The sequence below is a fragment of the Streptomyces sp. NBC_00669 genome (assembly GCF_036226785.1).
Taxonomy (GTDB): Bacteria; Actinomycetota; Actinomycetes; order Streptomycetales; family Streptomycetaceae; genus Actinacidiphila.
Genome location: NZ_CP109018.1, coordinates 673,841 through 696,786 on the forward strand (window position 1 = coordinate 673,841; position 22,946 = coordinate 696,786).

The 22,946-nt window shown below is 73.6% G+C and carries 18 protein-coding genes and 1 pseudogene; 4 read left to right on the forward strand and 15 right to left on the reverse strand.

Translation table 11 applies throughout. The features are described 5' to 3' along the window. Nucleotides 1-103: 103 nt before the first annotated feature. The 4 genes from OG896_RS02780 to OG896_RS02795 all read right to left on the reverse strand — a co-directional run bounded on the left by OG896_RS02780 (nucleotide 104) and on the right by OG896_RS02795 (nucleotide 4,248). Entirely contained in the window at nucleotides 104-1,075 is a 972-nt protein-coding gene (locus OG896_RS02780) for an acetylxylan esterase (RefSeq protein ID WP_329362042.1), read from the reverse strand. A 387-nt stretch (nucleotides 1,076-1,462) separates the two neighbouring features. Further along, on the reverse strand, nucleotides 1,463-2,551 hold the full coding sequence (locus OG896_RS02785) for a hypothetical protein (RefSeq protein WP_329362043.1): 1,089 nt from the start codon (nucleotides 2,549-2,551) through the stop codon (nucleotides 1,463-1,465). 135 nt (nucleotides 2,552-2,686) lie between these two features. Then, nucleotides 2,687-3,529, reverse strand: a complete 843-nt coding sequence (locus OG896_RS02790) for a DUF1206 domain-containing protein (RefSeq protein ID WP_329362044.1) — start codon at nucleotides 3,527-3,529, stop codon at nucleotides 2,687-2,689. Nucleotides 3,530-3,639: 110 nt separating this feature from the next. Then, nucleotides 3,640-4,248: an SDR family NAD(P)-dependent oxidoreductase gene (locus tag OG896_RS02795; RefSeq protein ID WP_329373633.1), complete on the reverse strand. Its 609-nt coding sequence runs from the start codon at nucleotides 4,246-4,248 to the stop codon at nucleotides 3,640-3,642. On the opposite strand from OG896_RS02795, the pseudogene OG896_RS02800 reads away from it, so the two are divergent. Continuing rightward, nucleotides 4,154-4,504, forward strand: a pseudogene (locus OG896_RS02800) (phosphogluconate dehydrogenase C-terminal domain-containing protein); the annotation flags it as partial. The gene OG896_RS02795 and the pseudogene OG896_RS02800 overlap by 95 nt on opposite strands. Before the next feature lie 80 nt (nucleotides 4,505-4,584). Here OG896_RS02800 and OG896_RS02805 read toward each other — a convergent pair. Next, entirely contained in the window at nucleotides 4,585-5,745 is a 1,161-nt protein-coding gene (locus OG896_RS02805; protein WP_329362046.1) for a nuclear transport factor 2 family protein, read from the reverse strand. A gap of 93 nt (nucleotides 5,746-5,838) precedes the next feature. Between OG896_RS02805 and OG896_RS02810 the strand changes: the two genes are divergently transcribed. Next, on the forward strand, nucleotides 5,839-6,756 hold the full coding sequence (locus OG896_RS02810; protein ID WP_329362047.1) for a LysR family transcriptional regulator: 918 nt from the start codon (nucleotides 5,839-5,841) through the stop codon (nucleotides 6,754-6,756). Between the two features lie 373 nt (nucleotides 6,757-7,129). Then, nucleotides 7,130-8,431, forward strand: a complete 1,302-nt coding sequence (locus tag OG896_RS02815; RefSeq protein WP_329362049.1) for a PQQ-dependent sugar dehydrogenase — start codon at nucleotides 7,130-7,132, stop codon at nucleotides 8,429-8,431. Nucleotides 8,432-8,452: 21 nt separating this feature from the next. On the opposite strand, the gene OG896_RS02820 is transcribed toward OG896_RS02815, so the two are convergent. Continuing rightward, a complete protein-coding gene (locus tag OG896_RS02820) occupies nucleotides 8,453-9,199 on the reverse strand; it encodes a TetR/AcrR family transcriptional regulator (protein WP_329362051.1) in 747 nt (248 codons plus the stop codon). Between the two features lie 260 nt (nucleotides 9,200-9,459). On the opposite strand from OG896_RS02820, the gene OG896_RS02825 reads away from it, so the two are divergent. Beyond that, on the forward strand, nucleotides 9,460-11,688 hold the full coding sequence (locus tag OG896_RS02825) for an MMPL family transporter (protein WP_329362053.1): 2,229 nt from the start codon (nucleotides 9,460-9,462) through the stop codon (nucleotides 11,686-11,688). A gap of 81 nt (nucleotides 11,689-11,769) precedes the next feature. On the opposite strand, the gene OG896_RS02830 is transcribed toward OG896_RS02825, so the two are convergent. From OG896_RS02830 to OG896_RS02870, 9 genes are all read right to left on the reverse strand, one after another. Beyond that, nucleotides 11,770-12,597 carry an SDR family NAD(P)-dependent oxidoreductase gene (locus tag OG896_RS02830; protein WP_329362055.1) on the reverse strand — a complete coding sequence of 276 codons (828 nt, stop codon included), beginning with the start codon at nucleotides 12,595-12,597 and terminating at the stop codon, nucleotides 11,770-11,772. Nucleotides 12,598-12,824: 227 nt separating this feature from the next. Beyond that, on the reverse strand, nucleotides 12,825-13,346 hold the full coding sequence (locus OG896_RS02835; protein WP_329362057.1) for a MarR family winged helix-turn-helix transcriptional regulator: 522 nt from the start codon (nucleotides 13,344-13,346) through the stop codon (nucleotides 12,825-12,827). 208 nt (nucleotides 13,347-13,554) lie between these two features. After that, nucleotides 13,555-14,238, reverse strand: coding sequence for a hypothetical protein (locus OG896_RS02840; RefSeq protein WP_329362059.1), 684 nt, complete (start codon nucleotides 14,236-14,238; stop codon nucleotides 13,555-13,557). Between the two features lie 129 nt (nucleotides 14,239-14,367). Continuing rightward, nucleotides 14,368-16,398, reverse strand: a complete 2,031-nt coding sequence (locus OG896_RS02845; RefSeq protein ID WP_329362061.1) for a hypothetical protein — start codon at nucleotides 16,396-16,398, stop codon at nucleotides 14,368-14,370. Nucleotides 16,399-16,404: 6 nt separating this feature from the next. After that, nucleotides 16,405-18,009, reverse strand: coding sequence for a heparinase II/III domain-containing protein (locus OG896_RS02850; RefSeq protein ID WP_329362063.1), 1,605 nt, complete (start codon nucleotides 18,007-18,009; stop codon nucleotides 16,405-16,407). Nucleotides 18,010-18,797: 788 nt separating this feature from the next. Next, nucleotides 18,798-19,565 carry an SDR family NAD(P)-dependent oxidoreductase gene (locus OG896_RS02855; protein ID WP_328472678.1) on the reverse strand — a complete coding sequence of 256 codons (768 nt, stop codon included), beginning with the start codon at nucleotides 19,563-19,565 and terminating at the stop codon, nucleotides 18,798-18,800. A gap of 89 nt (nucleotides 19,566-19,654) precedes the next feature. Then, nucleotides 19,655-20,563 carry a carbohydrate ABC transporter permease gene (locus OG896_RS02860; protein WP_329362066.1) on the reverse strand — a complete coding sequence of 303 codons (909 nt, stop codon included), beginning with the start codon at nucleotides 20,561-20,563 and terminating at the stop codon, nucleotides 19,655-19,657. Beyond that, nucleotides 20,553-21,536 carry a carbohydrate ABC transporter permease gene (locus tag OG896_RS02865; protein ID WP_329362068.1) on the reverse strand — a complete coding sequence of 328 codons (984 nt, stop codon included), beginning with the start codon at nucleotides 21,534-21,536 and terminating at the stop codon, nucleotides 20,553-20,555. The genes OG896_RS02860 and OG896_RS02865 overlap by 11 nt, the downstream gene beginning before the upstream one ends. Beyond that, nucleotides 21,536-22,834 (reverse strand): ABC transporter substrate-binding protein, encoded by a 1,299-nt coding sequence (locus tag OG896_RS02870; RefSeq protein ID WP_329362070.1) that lies wholly within the window; start codon nucleotides 22,832-22,834, stop codon nucleotides 21,536-21,538. The genes OG896_RS02865 and OG896_RS02870 overlap by 1 nt, the downstream gene beginning before the upstream one ends. Between the last annotated feature and the right edge of the window lie 112 nt (nucleotides 22,835-22,946).

Below are 22,946 nucleotides of genomic sequence, written 5' to 3' on the forward strand. Positions count from 1 at the left end.
CGGGCCGGGCCGGGGCTGATTCGCTCATGCGTATGAGCTTGGAAAGGGCACGTCGCGGGGAGGTGTCCATACGACGCGCGGGAATCCCCCCGCGGGGCGGTCGTCACCCCTCGGACGTCAGGAACTCCCGCTGGGCACGCAGCAGTCGGGCCTCGTCCCGGGCGAGTCCGGGGTGGTCGAAGTGGCCGGCCGCCAGGACGAACAGCTCCTTCGGCCCGGCCAGCGCGTTGTACACCGCGAACTGCCCGGGCGGCGGCACCGAGGGGTCGAAGAGCGCCGCACCGACGTGCACGGGGACCCGTATCCGCGTGGCCGCGACGGCCGCGTCGAAGTAGCCGAGCACGTCGGTCACTTCGGGGTGCCGGGCGTGGTGGCCGCGGACCGCCTCGCCGCTGCCGGTGCAGGGCAGGGTCAGCCGCAGCGGGTGGTTGCCGAAGCTCGGCACCACCAGCGCCCCGCGCGCGAACCGCTCGTCCCAGGGCAGCGCGAGCGCGCCGATCCCGCCGCCGAAGCTCACCCCGGTCAGTGCCAGCCGGTCCGCGGCCGGCGGCACCAGCTCCAGCAGGGCGGAGGCCGCGCACCACACGTCGGCGGCGCATCCGCCGTGCACGTAGCTCTCCCGCGAGCCGATGCCGTGCAGCACGTGCCCGGCCGAGACCGGGGGGATGTCCGGGTCCAGGCTGCGCGTCCCCAACCCCCGGGCGCACGGCCAGATCGCGGCCGTGCCCGGCGGCGGGAGCGGCACGTCGACCGCGGCCCTGCCACCGTAGCCGTGCAGCACCACCATGCCGCGCGTGACGTGGCCGTCGGCCGGCACCGTCAGCCAGCCGCCCACCCGGAAGCCGCCCGCCGAGGTGTACGACACCGCGTGGACGCGGACCCCGTCCCGCTCCTTCTCCACGGTGCCCACCCGCGGCGCCGTGTCGACGGCCCGCGCTTCGGCGTACCTGCCGCGCCAGAAGTCGTCGAAGCCGGGCGGCGGTTCGGGCGCGCCGACCTCCAACAGCCGGTCCAGGTCGTAGCCGTGGGTGGGGTCGAACGGGAAGTCGTGGGTGCGGATGGTCTCGACGGTCACGGGCGGGCGTCCTCTCCTCGGTGCCTTCTGGTCGGACCTGCTGCTCGGTCCTTCTGCCCAGCTCGGGACCACCCTGCCGGGCCCGGCGAGTGCGCCGCCAGTCGGGATGATCGACGCGCGCGGTGGAGGCGGCTCCCCTCGGCGCGTCCACAGCTCGATCTCTCGCGTCCACCCTCGATTTCCCGCGTCCACCCTCGATTTCCCGCGTCCACGTCGAGCCCCGGGCGCGCTCGTCCCGCCCCCCGGCGAGGTGGCGGTCGTCCAGGAGGACCCCGCGCCCCGGGCCACGCGGCGGCGGACCGGGGAAGGCGTCCAGGTGAGCCCGCCGACGGGTCACCCTCGCTCGCCCGAGCGGCGGTGACCGGCACCGTGCGGCCCCGGTCCGCGCTACGAGGCCGCCCCGGCGTCCTTCCGCGGGGCGGCCGACGTCCGGTAGGGGCAGGCGAGTTGGCGCCGGATCGCCGGGGCGAGCAGATCCTCGGGGCCCTTCAGCGCGTCCGCCAGCTTCCGGTCGGTGGGGAAGACCAGCTCCGCCGCGACGTTGTCCTGCACGATCCGGGCCAGGTTGTCGAGGGCCACGAGGACCGGGTCGGCGGGGAGTTGGGCCGTCGGCAGGTCGATCAGGTGCGCGTCCGCCGTCGCGGGGTCCAGGAACCGCTTGACGATGAGCGAGTTCTGGTTCGGCGCGGACGTCGTCCAGATCGACAGCACGACCACATACAGGCCGGGCCAGTCCGCCTCGCCGACCTCGGCCCGCCACCGCTTCATGAGCCCTTCCACGCCCGCGATCTGCGCCCGGGCCGCGTAGCTGAGGTTGGTGCCGATGGCGTCGTCCAGGCCGCTCGTGAAGTGCTCGAACGACCGCATGTCGAAGGCGCCGCGCCGGACGGACCCCTCGGCGAACTCCACGGCGGCATCGAGGATCTGCGCACTGGACGCCGCCAGCTCCCGTGGCAGGCGCGCGTCGCCGAGCTGCCGCCGGGCGGTGGTCAGGGTGGCGCCGAACTCGCGGAGCGGGCCGACCCAGTCCCTCGTCCGGGGCCCCTTGAACGCCACCATCCGCAGGTCGTGCCGGTCGGGGCGGGGCGCGCCGGGCAGGCCCGGAACCCGGTGGTCCAGATACGGCGCGACGATCGAGTAGATGCCCAGCGGGGCGTGGGCGATCGACTTGGCCAGCGCGAAGAGCGCGGGGACCGGGTGCGCCGACTCCCGCGTCCCGTGGTGGACCAGGGTGTACAGGCCGCCCCGGTCGTCGTTCTGCACGACGATCACCGGGCCGAGCCGCCGGGCCAACTCGGCCCGGAGCGCGTCGTAGTGGCGCTGGGTGGCGGTGTCGACCGCGAGAACCGCGTGCCGGGCGGGCAGTTCCGGCGCCGCCGCGTCCGGTCCGGCCGCGGCCGCGGCGTCGGCGCCGTCGAGGAGTGCCAGGGCGCCGACCGCGGTGGCGGTGCCGAGAAAACTTCTGCGCGTGCTCACCCTCCGTCCCTTCCCTCCGCGGAATGCGAACATTCCCGTATGAACGCCGCTGTGAGGGTGAAAGGTGGGTCAGGTCTCAGAAAAGCGGAGGAAACGGAGCCAACGAGGGCATGAAGCCAGCCCGGCCCGGAGTCATCAGAGCGCGCGCCAGCGGGCGCTGGCCCAGGAGAAGCCGCCGAAGGCGACCAGGCCCACGGCAACGAGCACCAGCAGCCACGGGCCCGCGGGCGTCCCGGCGAACGACCTCAGCGTGTCGTCCATGCCCTTGGACTCGCCCGGCCGGTGCTGGACCGCGGCCACCACCGCGAACACCCCGGCGGTCGCGAAGAGGACACCTCGCGCCGCCCCGCCGGACACCCCGAGGAAGTCCACGACGCGACGCTGCCGTACCGACATCTCGCCCATCTTCAGGTGCTTGTGGAACTTGCGCATCACCGCACGGGCGGCGATCCACGCGCCGGCGCAGGCCACCGCGACCCCGGCGACGCCGGCGATCCACTGCCCGCCCGGCCAGTCGAGGACCCGGGCCGTCACGTCGTCGGTCCGCTTGTCGGTCGAGCCGCTCCCGCTCCCCTTGTCGCCCACCGCGTAGGCGAGGACGGAGTACGACACGAACGCGTAGAAGACACAACGCCCCGCGGCCGCCGCGCGCTTGGCGGGCTTGCCGCCGTCGGGGCCCGCCTGGCCGAAGGCCGCCTCGGAGAGCCGCCACAGCGCCATGCCCGCCAGCCCCGCGCCCAGCAGCCACACCAGCACCTCGCCGAACGGCTCGTGGGCGATCTCCGCGAGCGCGCCGCCCCGGTCGGCCTGCTGCCCGCCCGCGTCGGAGAACGCGACGCGCACCGCCAGCACGCCGACGAGTACGTAGATCACGCCGCGCGCCGCGAAACCGGCGCGCCCGCCCCACTCGACGGCCGTGCCACCCGCCGTTCTCCCGATGCCGCGCCGGCCGGCCGCTGTCCCTGCTGAAGTGTTCACGCCGTCCGCGTGCCCGCGACCCGGACGTTCAGACCTGCCCATCGCCGGCCGGCCGCTCCGATCGGCGTACCGGAGCGGCCGGCCCGCCGCGGCTGCCGGTGGCGGGCACCTCAGCCGAACGCCTTGCCGGAAAGGTCGTCCCATGCCTCCCACTCGGTGATCCGCCGGGCGTACTCGGCGCGCATCAGCGGGAGCGGCTGGTCACCCAGGAAGACCCGCAGCGGCGGCTCGTCGGCGTCGGCGATCGCCAGGATCGCCGCGGCGGTCGCGTCGGGGTCGCCGCGCCGGGCGGAGGCGCTGACCGGCAGGTTCGCACGGAACTCCGCGTACGCGGGCGAGTGTTCGGCCTGGTCCGCCGAGGCGCCCTGCCAGTCGGTGGCGAAGCCGGCCGGTTCGACCAGGGTCACCTTGACGCCGAACGGCCGGACCTCCATGGCCAGGCTGGACGTCATACCCTCCAGGCCCCACTTGGAGGCGTGGTAGAGCCCGAGGCCGGGCAGCGCGAACACGCCGCCGACCGACGACACCTGGATGATGTGCCCGCTGCCCTGGCCGCGCAGCACGGGCAGCGCGGCCTGCGTCACCCACAACGGGCCGAACAGGTTCGTGTCGATCTGGCGCCGCGCCGCGTACGAGGGCGGCGACGAGGCCCAGCGGAAGCCGCCCCGCCCCGTGATCCGCGTGAAGTACGCGCCCGTGGTCGATGTCCACCGGGCCACCGTCAAGCAACTCGCCGTGCTGGACCCGACGTTGGTCGAGACCACCGCCTGCATGGCGGGCGCGCCGCTGACGGAGGCCCTGCACGAGACCATGCACACCGTCGGCGTGCCGGAGAAGGCCGCCCGCGCGATGCCGCTGGGCCGCACCCAGGTCGCGCCGGCCAACACCCTCAAGGGCTCCCACCCGTTCTCCGACGCCTGCCTGATCGCCACGGACCACGGCCGGGAGTCGATCGTGCGCGACGACTGGAAGCGGAGATCAGGCGCTGACCCTCGCGCGGGCCGCGGGGAGCGGCGGACCCGCCTCCGTACGAGCCGGACGTCTCTTCCGCCGCCTCAAGGGTGCCGGTGGTACACCTTGTTGGCGATACGCCAGCCGTCGCCGCCCTGGACCAGCAGGAAGAGGTCGGTGAAGGTGTCCGGGCCGTGCCGGAGCGTCATGGTCGCGGTCGCCACGGTGCCGCGGACCTCGACGGAGTCGATACGGCGCGAGCGGGCCGGCTCGTCCGGCGCCGGCCGGCCGCCGAACAGGGCGCAGTACTCGTCCAGTCGCCACGACACGAACGCGCCGTCCCGCAGGCCCTCGATGTGGGCGGTGGGCAGGAACGCGTCGCGGAAGTGGCCGGGGTCGCCGGTGGCGTGCCCGCGCTGGTAGGCGCGCAGCGGGGCGAGCACCTCGTCACCGGGGGCGGGCACGGTGGCGGCGAGGGCGATGTCGGCGTCAGAGCCGGCCGGGCAGGCGGCCAACTCGGCCGCGCCGCGCAGCGGGACGTCCGACGCCGCCGCCAGCAGCGCCATGTCCTTGGCGAGCGTGCCGATCGTGAACTCGGCGGCGTCAGGGGCCGGTTGGTCGCCGAGGAAAGCTCGCTTGCGGGTGACGAGACCGCCGAGGTGCCCGAGTTCGAGGACGTCCAGCGCCTGGGCGCGGGGCACGCCCAGGGCGTCGGCCTGCCGCAGCGACTCGCCCAGCGCGAGCACCGCGCCGGCCAGCGAGCTGTTGGCAACCAGCTTGAGCGCGGCGGCGGTCGCCGCGTCGTCCACCGCCCGCACGGTGCCGAGCGCCGCCAGGACCGGTCGCGCCCGGTCCAGCGCGGGGCCCTCGGCGGCGGCGAGAATCCGCAGCGTCCCCGCGGTGGCCGCCGGCACCGAGCCGAGCACCGGGGCATGGACGTAGGACGGGCCGAACTCCCTTGCCAGCAGCGCTGCTTCGGCGGGGGCGATGGTGCTGGTGTTGAGCACGAGCGTGTCGGGGCGCAGCGACGCGCGGACCCGGTCGGCGACGTAGCGGCAGGCCGGGCCGTCGTACAACGCCAGGAGCGTCACGTCGGCCTTCGCCACGGCGTCGTTCGGGTCGCCGGTGGTACGGACGGCGCCGGCCGCGCGCCCGGAGCGCGTCCAGCCGACGACGTCCCAGCCCTCTCCGGCCAGCCGTGCGGCGATCGCGGCGCCCATCCGGCCCAGGCCGAGGACCGCGATCGTGTGCGGTGTGGTGGTCATAGGTCCAGCGTGGTACATCGCGATGGCTGCGACAAGCGCAGATCTCGCAGGTCAGCTCTGCGCGATACGCATGGCAGCGGGCATACTGGCGTCATGGATCTGCTGGTGTGGCGGGCGTTCGTGACGGTGTGCCGGCTCGGCTCGCTGTCGGCGGCGGCCGAGGAGCTCGGGCACACCCAGTCGGCGGTCTCCCGGCAGATCGCCGGGCTGGAGCGCCGACTCGGCGTGCCGCTGGTGGAACGCCACGCGCGCGGGGTGCGCCCGACGCCGGCCGGCGAGGTGTTCCGCCGCCACGCCCTGGTCGCGCTCAACGAGGCCGAGCGCGCGGTCCGCGCCGTCCGCGACCTGCGCGACGGGGTGGCCGGCCGGCCGCTGGCCGTCGGTGGGACGCCGTCCCTGGCGGCCGGGGTGGTGCCCGCGGCGATCCGCCGCCTGCTGGACGCGGAAGGCCCCCTCGGCTGGAGCCTGTCGCCCGGGCTGAGCGCGGACCTGCACGACCGGGTGGCCGCCGGCGATCTCGATGTCGGCGTGGTCACCGACGCGCCGCCCGGGCTCCCCGACGATCCGCGGGTCGAGCGGCGGTTCCTCGGGGTGGACGCCATGGTCGTCGTGCTGCCGGCCGGCCATCCCCGCGCCGGGCGCGGCCCCGTACCTGTCGAGGCGCTGGCCGGCGAGACCTGGGTCGAGGACAACGACGGCTCCGCTGCGCTGCTGCGCCGGCACGCCGCCCGCGCCGGCGTCACCGCCCGCATCGACCTGACCGCCGCCGATCTGCCCGGCAAGATCGCCCTGGTGGCGACCGGCCACGCCGTCGCGCTGATCCCCGGGGTGCTGAGGTCCGCGCTCCGGACCGACGTCACGACCGTGGCCCTCGTGGACCCTCCGACCCGTGGCGTCTACGCCCTCGCGCCTCGTCGCGACCCGCACCCGTCCACCGCGGCGCTGCTCGACCGGCTCGCGACGGCCTTCACCCCTGGGGCGCCCTCCGCCCCGCCCGCTCAACGGACTTGAGCCGACCCCGCCCGCCCCGCGCCTTCCGGTGCCGCCCGGCGGCGGTGTGCGTGGGCGTCGGCGGTCCGGGCGCCGGCGGTCCAGGCGCCGGGCGGTACGACGGCCCGACCCGAGCGCGGACCCGGACTCGCACCCCGACGCACACGCCGCCCCGCCCCGCACCCCCGCGCACGGATCGGCGGGCCCCGGGCCCGGGAAGGAACGGGAGGGAACGGGAGGGGCCGTTCGGGCGCTGGTGGCCGGTGCCGGTCGCGGTGAGCCCGGGCATGGGGTAGGAGTGGCCCGAGGGCCCGGACCGGGCCCGGTCGGCATACGGCATACGGCATACGGCACACCGGCGCACGGCACCGGGTACGAGAAGGGCGACCGTCGGATGACGGCATGGCGCAGGACACTGACGGAGCACGCGGACCGCTTCCTCCCGCAGCGGCGGACCGGCGCCGCGGGCCGGCGCGGGCGGGGCACCGCGGTGGGCGCCGCCGCGGTGGCGGCCGTGCTGCTCGCCGGCTGCTCGTCGGGATCGGGCGGCAGCACGTCCACCCCGTCCAGCGACGCCGGCGCGTCGTCATCGGCGTCACCGTCGGCGAGCGCGTCGGCCCCGGCCGGTACCGCGGGTTCCGCCCCCGCCTCGGCGCCCGCGACCGCGACGCCGACCGCGACCGCGGGCGCCGCCTCCGGGTCGGCGGCGGTCACTCGCACCGTCGCCAAGAACCTGGACGTGCCGTGGGGCATGGCCGCGCTGCCCGGCGGCGACCTGCTGGTGAACTCGCGCGACACCGGGGCGATCCAGCGGATCGCGGCCGGCACCGGCAAGCGCACCGTGGCCGGCACGGTGCCCGGGGTGGTCTCCACCAAGAGCTCCGCGGGCGAGACCGGCCTGCTCGGGCTGGCGCTCTCCCCGGACTTCGGCGCGAACCAGCTGATCTACGTCTACTTCTCCACGGCGACCGACAACCGCATCGCGAGGCTGACGTACACGCCCTCCGCGACCGCCGGCCACCAGCTCGGCAAGCTCGACGTCATCCTCAAGGGCATCCCGCGCAACATCCACCACGACGGCGGCCGGATCGCCTTCGGCCCGGACGGCTTCCTCTACGCGGGCACCGGCGACGCCGAGAACAAGGCACTGCCGCAGAACAAGTCCTCGCTCGGCGGCAAGATCCTGCGGATGACGCCGGACGGCAAGCCGGCACCGGGCAATCCCTTCGGCCACTCCGTCGTCTACACCCTCGGCCACCGCAACGTGCAGGGCCTGGCCTGGGACCCGTCCGGGAACCTGTGGGCCTCCGAACTCGGCGACAAGAAGGCCGACGAGCTGAACCTGATCAAGGCCGGCCACAACTACGGCTGGCCCGCCACCCAGGGAAAGACCAGCCACCCCGGATACACCTCGCCCGTCGCCCAGTTCGGCACCGAGCAGGACTCCCCCAGCGGCATCGCCTGGGCCGACGGCTGCATCTGGATGGCGGCCCTGAAGGGCGAGCGGCTGTGGCGCATCCCGCTGAACGGCACCAAGCTGGTCGCCGCGCCGCAGAGCAAGCTGGTCGCCACCTACGGCCGGCTGCGCACCGTCCTGGCCTACGACGGCGGGCTGCTGGTGACCACGAGCAACACCGACGGCCGGATCAGTCCGAAGCCGGGTGACGACAAGATCCTGATGGTGAAGGTCAGTTGACGACCCGTCAGCGCGTAGGGATCAGGCCGGCGCGCTGACCGCGGCGGGTATGCGGCGGTGGACGTCCTGGAGCATGTGCGCCATCGCCATCCGGAAGATCTCGGCCTGGCCGTCGCCGATGAACGAGGTCTGCCCGAAGACCTCCAGGACGACGAGGCCGTGCACCCGCCCCCACGCGTCGACGAAGAGCGCGATCGCGGGCGGCGGCAGCTCGCCCGGCCCTTCGGCCGGCAGGCTCTCCAGGTGTGCCAGGAGTTCGGGTGAGAGCGCGGAGGTGTCGGCCGCCGCGAGTTGCTCCCTGCTGAACCCGTCGAACAGCTCGCGCTGGAAGATGCCGGCTATCCGGCGCATCGCCTTGGTGGTGGCGCCCTCGGCGGGGGCCGCATACCCGCGCAGCGGCGTGCCGAAGAGGAGTTGGAACCGCTCGGGGTGGGCCATGGCCCAGCGGCGGTAGCCCTCGGTCGCGGCCACCAGGCGCGGCACGTCCGAGGAGTCCGGCACGCCGTCGAGGGCGGCCTGCAGCGCGTCGGCCAGGTCTTCGTACTCCTTGGCGACCAGCGACGTGACGAGGGCTTCCCGCTTCGGGAAGTAGTGGTAGAGGGCCTGCACGGTCATGCCGAGGCTGCGGGCGACCGCCCGCAGGGACAGCGCCGCGGGGCCGTCCTCGGCGATCTGGCGCTCGGCGGCCTCCAGGATCTCCCGGACGGCGGCGGCCCGGCGCCGCTCGCGCAGGGTGGGCGGGGCCGTGGCGTGCTCTTCTGCGGGCATGGAGCCACCGTACGGCCTGCGACTCCTGGCGGTCTTCAGGAATTCGAACACTGTCAGGTAAATCTCACACTGCCAACTCCCGCTCCGTCTCACTAACGTCGTTGCCGCGACGAAGAGCGCGGTGCCGGTGCCGGTGGCGCGCCAGGTTCCGACGCGCGCCCAGCCGCCGTCGAGCGCCGCGTGGTTCCCCCCTGCCTCCCGGCCGCCGCCACGTCGCCTTCACCGCAAGCGCAAGCGCAAGGACAAAGAGGAGATCCCGCGTGTTCCAACGCATAGCCGAACTGGCGATCCGCCGGTCCCGGCTGGTACTCATCGTCGCTGTCGTGGCAACGGCCCTCATGGGTGCCGCGGGCAGCGGCGCGTTCACCAAGCTGCTGGGCGGTGGATTCGACGACCCCTCCTCCCAGTCGACCCGGGCGAGCAACGTCATCGACCGGAAGTTCGGCGGTGAGACGAACCTGGTGCTGCTGGTCCGGGCCGGCGACGGCCGCATCGACACTCCGGCCGCGGAGCGCAGCGGCCGCGCGCTGGAGGCCGACCTCAAGCACGAGAGCACCCTGGCGAACGTCGTCTCGTTCTGGGACACGCACAGCGCCCGACTCCGTTCGCGGGACGGCCGCGAGGCCATGGTGCTCGCCCACGTCAAGGGCGACGAGACCCAGCAGAAGAAGAGCGCCGAGCACCTCATCGACACCTACAGCGGCGCGTACGGGCACACGCTCACCGTCAAGGCCGGCGGCGGCGCCGCGGTGAACTCCGACATGTCCAAGCAGGTGGTGAGCGATCTCTTCCTGGCCGAGACCATCGCCATCCCGCTGACCCTCGTGCTGCTCCTGTTCGTCTTCGGCAGCGTGGTCGCCGCGCTGCTGCCGCTGGCGATCGCCACCATCGCCGTGCTGGGCTCGTTCGCCCTGCTCTCCCTGCTCGGCAGCCTCACCAGCGTGGCCGACACCGCGACCAACCTCACCACGGCCCTCGGCCTGGGACTGGGCATCGACTACGCCCTGCTGATGATCAGCCGCTTCCGGGAGCAGCTCGCGACCGGGGCGAACGTGGACGACGCGGTCCGGCGCACCGTGCACACCGCGGGCCGCACCGTCGCGTTCTCCTCCGCGACCGTGGCCGCCGCGCTGGCCGCGCTGCTGGTCTTCCCGCAGTACTTCCTGCGCTCGTTCGGCTACGCCGGGGTCGGGGTCGTCGCCATCGCGGCCCTCAGCGCCCTGTTCGTGCTGCCGCCGCTGCTCGCCGTCCTGGGCCACCGGGTCAACAGCGGGCGGCTGCCGTGGCTGAAGTCCGAGCGCTCCGGCGTGCGGGAATCCGCGTGGGGTCGGCTGGCGCGCACCGTCATGCGGCGGCCCGCGCTCACCGCGCTGCCCGTGCTCGCGGTCCTGCTGGTGGCGGCGAGCCCCCTGCTGGGGATCGCCTTCGGCACGCCGGACGAGCGCGTGCTGCCCACGAACGCCGAGAGCCGCCAGGTGTCCGCGGCGCTACAGAGGAACTTCGACGGCAACGACGACACGGCCTTGCAGATCGTCATCGACCAGCGGGTGGGCGAGGGCCCGTTGGGCGCGTACGCGACGGAGCTGTCCCGTCTCAAGGGCGTGGAGCGCGTCGAGACCAGCACCGCGACCTACGCCGGCGGGCAACGCTCGGCGGCCGACCCCGGCAGCGCCGGCCTCGGCCGGCCGGACGCCCAACGGATCAGCGTGGTCAGCTCGTTGACGCCGAGGTCGGACGACGCGCAGGACCTCGTCCGCGAGGTGCGCGCGCTGGCTCCGCCGCCCGGCGCGCACCCGCTGGTGGGTGGGCAGGACGCAGAACTGGTCGACGCCAAGCACTCCATCAGCAGCCACCTCCCGCTCGCCATCGGCCTGGTCGCCCTCACCACCTTCGTGCTGCTCTTCCTGTTCACCGGCAGCGTGGTGCAGCCGCTGCGCGCCCTGGTGCTCAATGTGATCACCCTGGGAACGACCCTCGGCGCCATGACGTGGATCTTCCAGAACGGCCACCTGTCGGGCCTGTTCGGCTTCACCGCGCAACCGATGGAGGTGTCGATGACGGTGCTGATGTTCTGCATCGTCTTCGGTCTGTCGATGGACTACGAGGTGTTCGTCACCAGCCGGATCAAGGAACTCCACGACCAGGGCGAGGACACCGGGTCCGCCGTCGCCAACGGCCTGGGGCACACCGGCCGCATCGTCACCGCGGCCGCCTGCCTGCTCGCGGTCAGCTTCTTCGCCTTCGGCACGGCCAAGGTCAGCTTCATGCAGATGTTCGGCCTCGGCAGCGGACTGGCCATCCTCATCGACGCGATAGCCGTCCGCGGGGTCCTGGTCCCGGCCGCGATGCGGCTGCTGGGCCGCTCGGCCTGGTACGCGCCCGGGTTCCTACGCACGCTGCACGGACGGATCGGCCTCAGCGAGGGCGGGCCCGAACCCGTCGCCGCCGCACCCGAGTTGCCCCAGGTGAAGGACGCCTCGGGAGTCTGACGGCCGGCCCGGACCCGCATGTGGGGCGCCTGAACTGGCAGTTGCCGGGGCGGGCGCCCCTCGGGCGTGTGACGGGCGCCGTCATCGCGGCAGGTCGGCGAGGAGCCGCTCGGTCATCTCGTGCAGGCGGGCGGCATCCGCCGGGTCGAACGCCTGCCCGTCGGTGGGGACTTGGCGGCCCTCCAGTACGGCGGTGAGGCGGGCGGGCGGCTCGTCGAGGAACGGCTGGATCTGCGCGATGGCCTCGGTGACGGGCTTGCCGGTCGCCTTCAGCCGGTCGACGGCGGCCGCGGTGGCCGGGTCGTACTCCCCCGCGAAGCTGGTGGACACCACCCCGGGGTGGTTGAGGACGTAGTGCACGGGGGTGTCGGCGTGCAGCCGGGCGAAGTGCACGCCGAGCAGGTCGCAGAGGGCGCCGCCGTGGCCGAGGGCGCCGGTGCCCGGGTAGCCGTGGCGCAGTTGCAGGTCGTTCCAGCGGACCGGGCCGGCCTGGCCGGAGCCGCCGAAGTTGAGCACGACGGCTCGCTCGGCACGGCTGAGCGGTGCGATCAGCCCGTGGCTGAGCAGGTGGCGGCTGAGGTAGTACAGCGCGAAGTTGCTCTCCAGCCCGTCCGGGGTCTCCGCCCGGGTCGAGCGGTGGAAGCGCGCGCCCAGCACCAGCAGGTCGACGGCCGGGTAACCGCGCGTGATCTCGGCGATGACGCGGTGGTTCTCCGCCACCCGGCTCAGGTCGGCCCGGAGGAACCGTGCCCGGTCGCCGGCGCCGCGACGCTCGGCGGCGGCCAGGAACGCCTCGCCCTTCTCGGCGCTGGTGCCGACGATCAGCACGTCGTGGCCGCGCTCCAGGTAGCGGTCGGCCAGCGCGCGGCCGATGCCGTCGGTGCCGCCGGTGATGACGGTGGTCCCCATGGTCTCCCCCAGGCTCTCTTCAACTAGTTTGATCAATCAAAGCAGATTGCCGGGAGGCGGGCAACGCGCTTGCGGGGATGGGGACTTCGGCACACCTCGGGGACGCGGGGCGAACTTCCCTGGCGGCGGGGGCCGTCGGGTGCGGGTCCGCGTGCGGGTGCGGGGAGACTCGGGCGCGCTCGGGGCGGGGGGGCCGGGGGAGGTCGGCGCGGAGGCCAACGCGGCGGTCAGTCGAGCGACTTGACGTAGCCCGCCTCGACCATGCCCGCGAGCATGTGGTCCTGGACCTGGATCAGGGTGTCGGCGGCCCGGCCGAGTTCGTCCGGCACCGCCTCGGTGAAGACGGTGGCGAGCAGTTCGCAGCGTGCGGCCCGGACCCGCGCGAGGGCCTCGCGGCCGCGTTCGGTGATCGCGATGACCCCGGAGCGGCCGTCGGACGGGTCCCGGAGCCGGCTGACCAGCGCGTCGGCCTTCAGCTGGCGAAGCTGGAGGGAGACCGTCGAGATGTCGATCCGCAGGCACTCCGCGATGTCCGACACCCGCATCGCGCCGGCGACGTCGAAGTGCTCCAGCAGCCGCAGCGCGCTCGCCGGGATGTCGCACCCCGACCGGCGGGCCACCTCGGCCCGGATGTACTTGCTCTCGCTCCACCGCATCAGCGCCGACAGCGCCACTTCCAGGCGGGCCAACTCCGGCGCGGCGGAAGGACTCCTCGGTGCGCCCGCGGACACCGGCGTGGATGGGGCCATTGCTCCAGGCTACAAGGGCGGCGCTTCCCGCGGGGCGGCGCTCCGGCAACGATCGGCGCCGCGCGCCAGGCTCGTGTCAGGCGCGTGTCAGGCGCGTGTCAGTCGGCAATGCGGGTGTCCGTGCGAGCCTCGACGGGCCTCCCGGGCCGACCAGGCCGACCGAACCGACCGGGCGCCGGTCGCGCCCCGCGGGCCGACGCACCTGCCGCTACAGGGGCGACGGCGCCGGCCTCGCGGGACCGTGTGGAGCCGCCGACGACGCCCTTGCGGACGGGCCACGGCCGTACGCGCCCGGCGCCACGCGAAGGCCGGCCGGTGTCACCGGGGCGGCCAGGGACAGCGCGGCCATCAGCGGCAACGTCGGCCCGAGCAGCACCGGTCCGAGCGGTACCGGCAGCACCGACAGCGGCAGCACGGCCACCGCCGCCACGAGGCCGAGGGTGCGCCGCGGCGAGCCGAACGCGAAGACCGCCGCCGCCTGGTGCAACTCCTTTCGCTTCGCGTCCGGTTGGAGCGTCGTCGTCACCGCGAGGGCGACGGCGTAGACCGCCGCGGCGGCGAGCAGGACGGCCTGCACGGGCAGCAGCGCCAGCGCGGGACCGCTCCGCCCCACCAGGAACACGGTGTTGGAGACGCAGAGCAGTAACACCGCCGTGCCGACGAGCGCTTCGCCCCGCAGCCGCCGCCACTGCGCCGGGAAGGCCCGCAGCGTCGCGGTGAAGCAGCGGCCCGAGCCGTCGGTGCGCCAGCTCTGCAGCGCGGTGGCGGCCGCCGCCAGGGCCGGCAGCCAGGTGACGACGCCGAGCGCGAGCACGCAGAACGCGGCCCCGGCCAGGGCCGGGTAGGCGACGAACTCCGCGGCGCGCAGCGCCTTGCGTTCCCAGCCGTCCATGAGTGTGCTCCTGCCGATCGGTGTGCCGTGGATGTGCGGTGGAGGGAGGTGGAGAGTCGAAGGTGAGGGGTCGGAGGTGGTGGGCCGGGCGTCCGGCGGCCGAAGACCGCGGCCGGCGCCGGCTCGCGGTCAGCTCAGGATCGCGGTGACCGGCTCGCCGGACGCCAGGAGTCGCTGCCCTCCTCGGTGCACCGTGCGCGCCCCGACCACCGCGGTGCGGCCACCCGACATGACGACGGCGGCCGCGTCCGCCCGTACACCGCCCGCGTCGATCCGCCGGGTGAGCGGGGCGAGCAGCACCGTTTCGGCGTCCTCGCCCCGGCCGACCCGGACACCCCAGCCCTCGGCCGTATCGAGCGCCACTGCGGCCGCCGGTGTGGCGTCGAAGGCATCGGCGCACTCGATGACCGTCAACAGCGCTGTCTCCCGGGCGGGTTCGGTGGTCAGGTGCAGGGTCTGGAGGGTCTTCTCGATCCGCAGACTCGGCGTGCTGGACGTGGGGTTCGCCTCGATCGAAGTCGCGAAGCGCGTGGCGCGCACCGTCCGCGGGGCCAGCCGGGTCAGCCGCGCCTGGGCCGGGCCCGACGCCAACAGCCAGCTCTCGCCGTCGAGTTCCTCGGCCGGCCAGTCGGAGTGCAGCACGAACGTCCACTCCCGGGGCTGCCCGGCCGCGAGCAGGTCGAGCACGACGACCCGGCCGCGCGGGGTCGCCACGAGCGTGCGGTCCAGCCGGGTCACGCCGAGTTCGGCGGGGAACATGCAGGCCGTCTCGCTGGTGGCGTGCGCGAACCCGCCCTCGGCGAGCACGTCCCGCACCCGCGGCCGCCGCTCGTAGGGGATGTCGCGGTAGACGTGGTAGCGGTCCTCGTCGGCCCAGCCCTGTCCGTCGACCAGCACCAGGTTGTGGTGCGCGGCGCGCTTGCGGTTGCTGTAGCCCTCGTCCACCGCGAGGAAGGCGCCGCGCGAGGCGATGACGAACGCGCCCGCGTCGGGGTGGTGGTGTCCCGCGCTGGCGGCCTCCCAGCCGGTCGCGCGCCGCAGCCGCTCGCCCTCCTCCCACGCGTGGTGGCCCCCGCCGGGTGCCGCCTTGAAACTGACGACGGTGGCCGGGGCGTCCCAGCCGGTGCGGGCGGTGATCTGCCCGAGGTCCGGGAAGTACGCGGTGGCCGGTGTCTCCCCGCCCGGGGCGCGGGCGGGTATCCGCGGGTCGTACCAGAGCAGTTCGAGGTACGCCTCGGGCATCACGCCGGGCCGGACCCCCGACGCGTACGCCTCGCGCCAGAAGTGCCGTTCGGCGACGAGGGCGCCGAGCCACTGGGCGGTGGGGTCGGCGTACGCGGCGGCGAGCCGGTAGTACAGGGCGACGCTGTGGCCGCTGCGACGGTCGTGGCAGTCGCCGTGGTCGATGTTCTCCTCGAAGGTGCCGCCGGCCGACTGGTGCAGCCGCCAGTTCGTGGTGTTGCGCAGGAAGTCGCACGTCTTGAACAGGTCGGCGCCCTCGACCCGTTGGACGAGGTCGGCGTGGATCGCCAGCCAGGGCACGCCGTAGCGCCAGTAGACGACGCCCTCGGAGTCGGAGCCGTCGCGGGCGAGATGGGCCAGCACCGTCTCCAGGTTGGCGCGGGCCGCGTCGGACCACTCGGGGCGGCCGAGCGCGTAACCGGCCGTGGCCAGCCCGGCCCAGCAGATCCAGTTGTGGTTCTGCCAGTAGGCGTCCGTCCACCAAGTGCCCTTGTTCTGCTGGACGTACGCCCAAAGCCGCTCACCCTGGAGGGTCAGCTTCTCCCGCAACTCCGCGCGCCGGTCCGGTTCCAGGTCCTCGCCCAGCCAGGAGTACGCCAGCGACAGCCCGTGCAGCAGCCAGCCGGCGTCGAGGTCGTGGTCGGGCATGCTGGCCTTACCCCAGTGCGGGTAGGCCACGCACGCGGAGATCCAGCGCCGGCACTCGTCGAGGTAGCCGCGCCGGCCGGTGAGGCGGTAGGCGAGCGCGAGGTTCGCGGCCGCGGGGCCGAAGTACGTGATGCTGGCGGTGGGATGCTCGGCCGGCGGCGTCTGGCCGCGGTACCAGTCGCACTGCTCGTACAGCCTGCGCCACTGCGCGGCCCGCACGGTGCGCAGTTCGGCCCGCAGCGTCTCCAACTCGCCGTCGAGTAGTAGCACTTCGGCTCACTCTCCCAGGTCGTGGTGGTCGGTGGTGCCGTCGAGGAGTTCGACGGCGAGCAGCGAACCGTCCAGCCGCATGGCGCGGACCGGGGACAGCCCGCGGCAGTAGGCCGAGGCGAAGACGACGCGGCCGCTGTGCGCGGACCAGTCGGCGCCCTGCCGGACGGCCGCCGGGTCGTCGGCCGGTCCCGGGTGCGGCCGGATCGCGAACTCCGCCTGCACCGAGGCGACATGGCTGCCGGTGAGGACCGGGCCCGCCTCGTCGCCCCAGACGGTGCGGACCACGCCGTCCGGGCCGCGCACCGCGTCGAACTCCACCGCCGGGCGCAGGTGCGCGGTGAGCGTGCGCTCGCGGTCGGCCTCGACGGTCAGCACGTCGAGCAGGTAGCCCGCGGCCGCGGTGACCGTGCGGGTGGCGGTCACCCCGTCGTACGCCTGCGCGCACACGCCGTGCGCGGCGCGCTCGTCCGCCCGGTCCAGCCGGGCGTCCACCTGCCGCTGGTCCGCGCCGTCCACGCTGAAGGCCGGGTGCGCGGCGGTCGAAGCGTAGTACGCCCGGAAAGCGCGGTGCGCGTACGGCACCTGGCCGGGGTCGGGCTGCCACGCCACGCCGTCCGGGCCGTACAGGTACAGCGCGAGCTTGTCCTGGTGGCCGTGGCCGCCGCCGTGCGGGCCGGCGTCCAGGACGGCGTGCACGCCGCCGCCCCTGACCACCGCGAATCCGGCGTCGGGGAAGGTCCGGCGCGGCCGGGAGTACGGCCACGGCAGCGCGGAGCCGTCGAACCAGCCCTCGACGTCCGGCGCGGGCGCCGCGGACCGGGACCGGACCCGGTCCAGGACCTCGGCCAGCGGTTCGCCGGTGAACAACTGGTGCACCAGCAGGCACACTTCGTGCAGCTCGGCCAGGGCCTCGGCTCGCCGGTAGGGCCCGTCGTGCAGCTCCGGCAGGTCGCCGTCGGGCGCGGCGATCCCGGCCAGCGCGGCGGCCATCGCCGCGAGCCGCTCCCGGTCGTCCGGCGCGATCCGGGCCGGGTCGCAGCCGCGCAGCGACAGCAGGTAGGCCCGCAGCACGAACAGGTGGTAGTAGGTGCTGCCTTCCCACTCCCATCCGTCGGGGTGGGTGGCCAGTCCCGGGTGGCCGCGCAGGTCGCCGTCGCGGCGGCCGCGGCAGACCGCGGCGGCGGCGTTCAGCCACGCGGTGTAGTTGGAGCGCTCGTCGCCACGGGCCACCAGCCGCTCGCGGGCCGCCTCCGCGGAGTGCGCGAGCGCGGCGAGCAGGCGTGCGACGGCCGCGCCGCCGGTGCTGGTACCGGTGCCGGTGCCGGTGCCGCGCTCGCCGAGGCTCCAGGCCGCGTGCCCGATGTTCACCGCCCAGATCGCCTCGGTCAGCGCCTGCTGGAAGAGCCGGCCGCGCAGCATCCAGTCGGGCGCACCGCTGTGCTCCCCCGGCCTGGTCAACTCCGCGTACAGGGCCGCGTACCGCTCCAGTCCCCGGGCCGCGCTCACCCGATCCGCGGCATCCTCGGACGCGGCCAGGTGCCGCAGCCGCAGCGCGCACGCCTGATGGGCGAGCACCGTCCAGGCCCCGCGCACCTCAGCGGTGTCCACCCGGCAGCCATGCGGACACACCGCTCCACCCGCGGGAAACCTCCCACCGAGCAGATCCCCGTGCCCGAGCTCCGTACCGTGCACGGGACACACGTAGGCATGCCACCACCCACCCCGCTCCCCCGGCGGAACGACCACGTGCCCGCCCTCCCCCGCCGGGTTCACCGGGTCCGCCGGGATGACCGGGTTACCCGTCTCCCCCGCCGGGGTCACCAGGTGTCCGCCCTGCCCTGCCGGGACGACCGGGTGTCCGTGCTCTCCCGCCGGGCTGACCGGGTTTCCGCTTTCCCCTGCCGGGGTGACCGGATGGCTGTGCTCCCCCGCCGGGGTCAGCAGGTGTCCGCCCTTCCCCGCCGGGATGACCGAACTTCCGCGCTCCCCCACCGGGGCCGCCAGGCGTTCGGCCTCTCCGTCGATGCCCCCGGTGCCGCCGGTCATGTCGGTCGCGCCCATGCCCTCAGCCCCGTCTCTCGCACTGGCCTCACCGGCCGTGCTCGCTGTGTCGGTTCCACCGCTGCCGCCGATCCTGCCGGTTCCGCCCATCCCCTCGGCTCCGCCGGTCGTGCCGCTCTCACCGGCCCCGCCGATACCGCCGACCTCGGCGAGCAGGCCCGGTACGCCCACACTCTCGGCCCCGCCGCTCGCGCTGCTCTCACCGACCCTGATCACCCCGCCCGTGTCGCCAGTCCCGTCGGCTCCGCCCGAACCCTCCACCCCGCCGGCCGCACCGGGCGTGCCGGCGCGACCAGTGCCACCGACCGCACCGGCCGCGCCCCGCGCGGACGCGCTCATCGCGGCCACGCGCCGCCGCCGATGTCGAAGGTCGCCCCGGTGAGGTAACCCGCCTCGTCCGAGGCGAGGTAGACGGCCGCGCCGGCGACGTCGTCCGGGACGCCGCCGCGGCCGATCGGCAGGCCGCCGACGATCTTCTCCTGGACCTGCGGGGCCGTGAAGGTGCCGTGGAAGGCGGTGTCGCCGATGAAGCCGGGGGCGAGGGAGTTCGCGGTGATGCCGTCCTGGCCGAACTCCTTGGCCAGGCCCTTGGTGAACCCGACGACGCCGGCTTTCGCCGCGGCGTAGGCCGCCGCGCCCGGTCCGCCGCCGTCGTGCGCGGCCTGGGAGGCCATCGTGATGATCCGGCCGCGGCGGCCGGCTTCCCGCAGATACGGCACGGCGGCGCGCACGGTCCGGTAGGTGGCCGTCAGGTTGACGTCGATGACGGCGTGGAAGTGGTCTTCGGTCATCTCGGCGACCGGCACCCGCGCCACGAGGTGGCCGGCGTTGGTCACCACGATGTCGAGGCCGCCGAGGAAGCCGGCCGCCGCGTCGACGAGCGCGGTGACCTCGGCGCCGTCGGTGACGTCGGCGTGCAGCGCCGTGGCCTTGCGGCCGAGTCCGGCGATCTCGGCCGCGACCTGTTCGGCGCCTTCGGCACTGCGGCCGTAGTGGACGGCGACGTCCGCGCCGGCGGCGGCCAGGCCGCGGGCGACGGCGGCGCCGATCCCGTGGCCGGCACCGGTGACGAGGGCGCGGCGCCCGGTGAGATCGAACGGCATGGGGGTGCCTCCTGGTGTGCGGTGGGTGAACTGCGAGGGGTGGGTGCGAGGAAAGGGAGGAAGGGTGGTGAACGGGCCTCGCGGCGCGGTCACTTGATGCCGGAGTTGGCGAAGCCCTGCACGAAGTAGCGCTGGGTGAAGAGGAAGAGGACGACCATCGGTACGGTGGCCATCGTGGTGCCGGCCATCAGGTAGGCCCACGCGTTCTGGTCGGACTGCTGGAAGCTGGACAGCCCCACCTGCAACACCCGCTTGTCGGGGCTGCTGGTGACGATCAGCGGCCACAGGAAGTTGTTCCAGCTCGACTCGAAGGTCAGCAGCGCCACCGTCGCGATGGCCGGCTTCACCTGCGGCGTCATCACCCTGGCGTAGATGCCGAACTCGCCGAGCCCATCGATCCGGGCCGCCTCCTCCAGTTCGCGCGGCAGCGACAGGTAGAACTGCCGGAACAGGAAGATGGCGAACGGGGTGAGCGCGCCGGGGACGATCAGCCCCCACCACGAGTCGAGCCAGCCGTGCCCGCCGCGGCCGAGGTAGTCGTTGCCGCCGAAGAAGGGCATGCCCTTCGCGATCAGGTACTGCGGCACGACCTTGGTGTAGGTGGGGATCATCATCATGGCGAGGATCGCCATGAACAGCGGTGTCCGGCCGCGGAACGGCACCCGGGCGAGGGCATACCCGGCCATCGAGGCGAGCAGCAGGTTCAGCCCCGTGTGGCTGACCGCGATCACCAGGCTGTTCAGGGAGTACGTGCCGAACGGCGCGTAGCTCAGTGCCGTCGAGTAGTTCGACCACCGCCAGTGCTGCGGGAGCAGGTGCGGCGGATAGGACGCGAGGTCCGCCTCGGTCTTCACCGAGGTGAGGACCATCCACACGAACGGGGCGATCATCGCCAGGGAGACCAGCAGCAGCACCAGGTGCAGTGCCGCCCTGCGCAGCCGCCGTGCGAGCAGCGGGTCGAGGGACCGTATCCGGCCCCGGATCGGCTCAGCGGACATCGTCCTCCCTCCCCGTCACTCGCCGGCTGATCAGCATGAGCACCAGCAGGAAGGCGAAGAGCACCACGCTCATCGCGCACGCCTGGCCCATCTGGAACTCCTTGAACGCCTTGGTGTAGATCTCGTACGTCATCACGGTCGTGGAGTTGGCCGGCCCGCCGTCCGGCGTCAGCACGTAGAGCTGGTCGAACGCCTGGAAGGAGTCGATGATCGACACCACCAGCACGAAGAAGGTCGCGGGTTTGAGCAGCGGCAGCGTGATCGACCAGAAGGTGCGGGCCTTGGAGGCACCGTCGAGCGCGGCCGCCTCGTACACGTCCTGCGGCATCGCCTGGAGCGCGGCCAGGTAGATGAGCATCTTGATGCCGACGCCCTTCCAGATCGACACCATGATCACGGCGAACAGCGCCCAGCTCGGGTCGCCGAGCCACACCGGGCCCTTCACGCCGAACCAGCCCAGCGCCGTGTTGAAGATGCCGATCCGCGGCTCGAACATCCACATCCACACCAGCGCGATCGCCACCGTGGCGGTGATGTGCGGCATGAAGATCGCCGCCCGGTACCAGGCGCGCCCGCGGATCTTGTTGTTGAGCAGGACCGCGAGCACGACCGCGATGGCCATCGCCACCGGCACGGTGAAGAAGGTGAAGACCACGGTGTGCCAGATCGAGGCGTTCCAGGTGCTGTCGGAGAAGATCGCCCGGAAGTTGTCCAGGCCGGTGAACGTGGCGGTGCCGGCGAGGATGTCGTAGTTCATGAACGCGAGCACGAACGTGGCGGCCACGGGTACGCCGATCCACCACACGAGGTGGATGGTGGCCGGGGTGAGCATGAGCAGCGCGACCCGGCGGCGGTCCCGCCCGAACTTCGGCCGCCGGCCGCCGCCGTGCCGCCGTGTCGACGGGAGCGGGAAGCCGCGCGGCGGGGGTGGGCCGCCGCGGGGGTGCGGGGCCTGCGCGGTGGGCGCGGCCATCAGGCGTCCTTGGCCATGATCGCCCGGGCCTTCTCGGCCAGCCCCTGGAGCGCCTTGGCCGGGGTGGTCCGGCCGAGCAGCGCGCTCTCCAGCGCGGGCTTGAACTCGTCGCGGATCTCCAGCCAGGACGGCACGCCGCCCTCGGAGAAGGCGTGGTCGAGGTTCCGCATGGCGAAGCCGACGAGCTTGTCGTCCTTGACGTACGTGGAGTCGGCGGCGCTGTTGACGGCGGGGAGGTTGCCGCGCTGCTGCGCGGCCTGCGGGGAGACCTGCGCGCTGGAGAGGAACTCGACCAGCTTCTTCGCCTCCTCGCGGTGGCTGGAGCGTGCCGCGACGGTGGCCAGGGTGCCGCCCTGGAACATCGCCGGGCGGGCCTGGTTGAGGGTGAACCCGGCGACCTTGTCCTCCTTGATCAGGTCGGGCGCGGCCGCCTCCATCTGCCGCCACAGGTCGTTGTGGCCGACCGCCATCGCGGCCCGGCCCTGGGTGAGCGGGGCGGCGACCGCGCTGGTGCTGGAGAAGCCGTAGTCCTCGATCCTGTCGTTGCGGACGACGTCCACCATCCACTGGAGCGCGTCGATCGCCTCCGGGGAGTCGAAGGCGGGCTTGCCGTCCTTGAACAGGTCGGCGCCGAAGGCCCACATCAGCGGCAGGAAGGTCTGCCGGATGTCGTTGCTGAGGATGTCCACCCCGGCCCGTTGCAGGGTGCCGCCCTTACGGACCGTCAACTCCTTTGCCATGTCCTTGAGTTCGGTGAGATCCTTCGGCGGCGCGGTGATGCCGGCCGCCGCCAGGATGTCCTTGCGGTAGATGCCGAGCCGGGTGTCGAGGACGACCGGCCGCGCGTAGGTCCTGCCGTCGTAGACGCCCGCCTCGACCACCCGGGAGTTGTAGACCTTGCCCAGTTCGGCCGCGCTGGTCTCCAGGTCGGCGAGCACCCCCTTCTTGGCGAAGGGCGGTATCCAGCCGACCCCGATCAGCATCACGTCGTACGGCATGCCGCCGACGATCGAGGTGGTGAGCTTCTCGTTGAGCTTGCTGTAACTGGTGTAGTCCGGTTGGACCGTGACCCCCGGGTTGGTCTTCCGGAAGTCGGCGATCAGCGACTCCAGCAGCTTCTGGCCGTCGGAGCGGTCGAAGATCGGGGTGATCATCCGGAGCGTGCCGCCTCCTCCGCCGCCGCCCGACGAGTTCGGCGCCGGACCGCCGCACGCGGCGAGCGCGGCGCCGGCCGCCGCTGCCGTACCGAGGCCGAGGAAGTGTCTGCGGGACAGTGCTGCTGAGCGTGTTGGAGGCATGACTGAACTCCCGTCGGCGAGCAGGTTCGCCGTGGTAGAAGACTCGCTTGGTCTTGCGCTGACGCCAGTGCATCGATTTACTTGGCTGCGTTGCAGAGCAGACTAGAAATGT

Excerpts from the sequence above, each read along its gene's own strand:
- OG896_RS02810 (WP_329362047.1), top strand. The coding sequence starts at position 5,839 with ATGGATCTGCTGGTGTGGCGGGCGTTCGTGACGGTGTGCCGGCTCGGC.
- OG896_RS02855 (WP_328472678.1), bottom strand. The coding sequence starts at position 19,565 with ATGCCGTTCGATCTCACCGGGCGCCGCGCCCTCGTCACCGGTGCCGGC.
- OG896_RS02860 (WP_329362066.1), bottom strand. The coding sequence starts at position 20,563 with ATGTCCGCTGAGCCGATCCGGGGCCGGATACGGTCCCTCGACCCGCTG.
- OG896_RS02840 (WP_329362059.1), bottom strand. The coding sequence starts at position 14,238 with ATGGACGGCTGGGAACGCAAGGCGCTGCGCGCCGCGGAGTTCGTCGCC.
- OG896_RS02815 (WP_329362049.1), top strand. The coding sequence starts at position 7,130 with ATGACGGCATGGCGCAGGACACTGACGGAGCACGCGGACCGCTTCCTC.
- OG896_RS02805 (WP_329362046.1), bottom strand. The coding sequence starts at position 5,745 with ATGACCACCACACCGCACACGATCGCGGTCCTCGGCCTGGGCCGGATG.
- OG896_RS02820 (WP_329362051.1), bottom strand. The coding sequence starts at position 9,199 with ATGCCCGCAGAAGAGCACGCCACGGCCCCGCCCACCCTGCGCGAGCGG.
- OG896_RS02865 (WP_329362068.1), bottom strand. The coding sequence starts at position 21,536 with ATGGCCGCGCCCACCGCGCAGGCCCCGCACCCCCGCGGCGGCCCACCC.
- OG896_RS02835 (WP_329362057.1), bottom strand. The coding sequence starts at position 13,346 with ATGGCCCCATCCACGCCGGTGTCCGCGGGCGCACCGAGGAGTCCTTCC.
- OG896_RS02870 (WP_329362070.1), bottom strand. The coding sequence starts at position 22,834 with ATGCCTCCAACACGCTCAGCAGCACTGTCCCGCAGACACTTCCTCGGC.
- OG896_RS02830 (WP_329362055.1), bottom strand. The coding sequence starts at position 12,597 with ATGGGGACCACCGTCATCACCGGCGGCACCGACGGCATCGGCCGCGCG.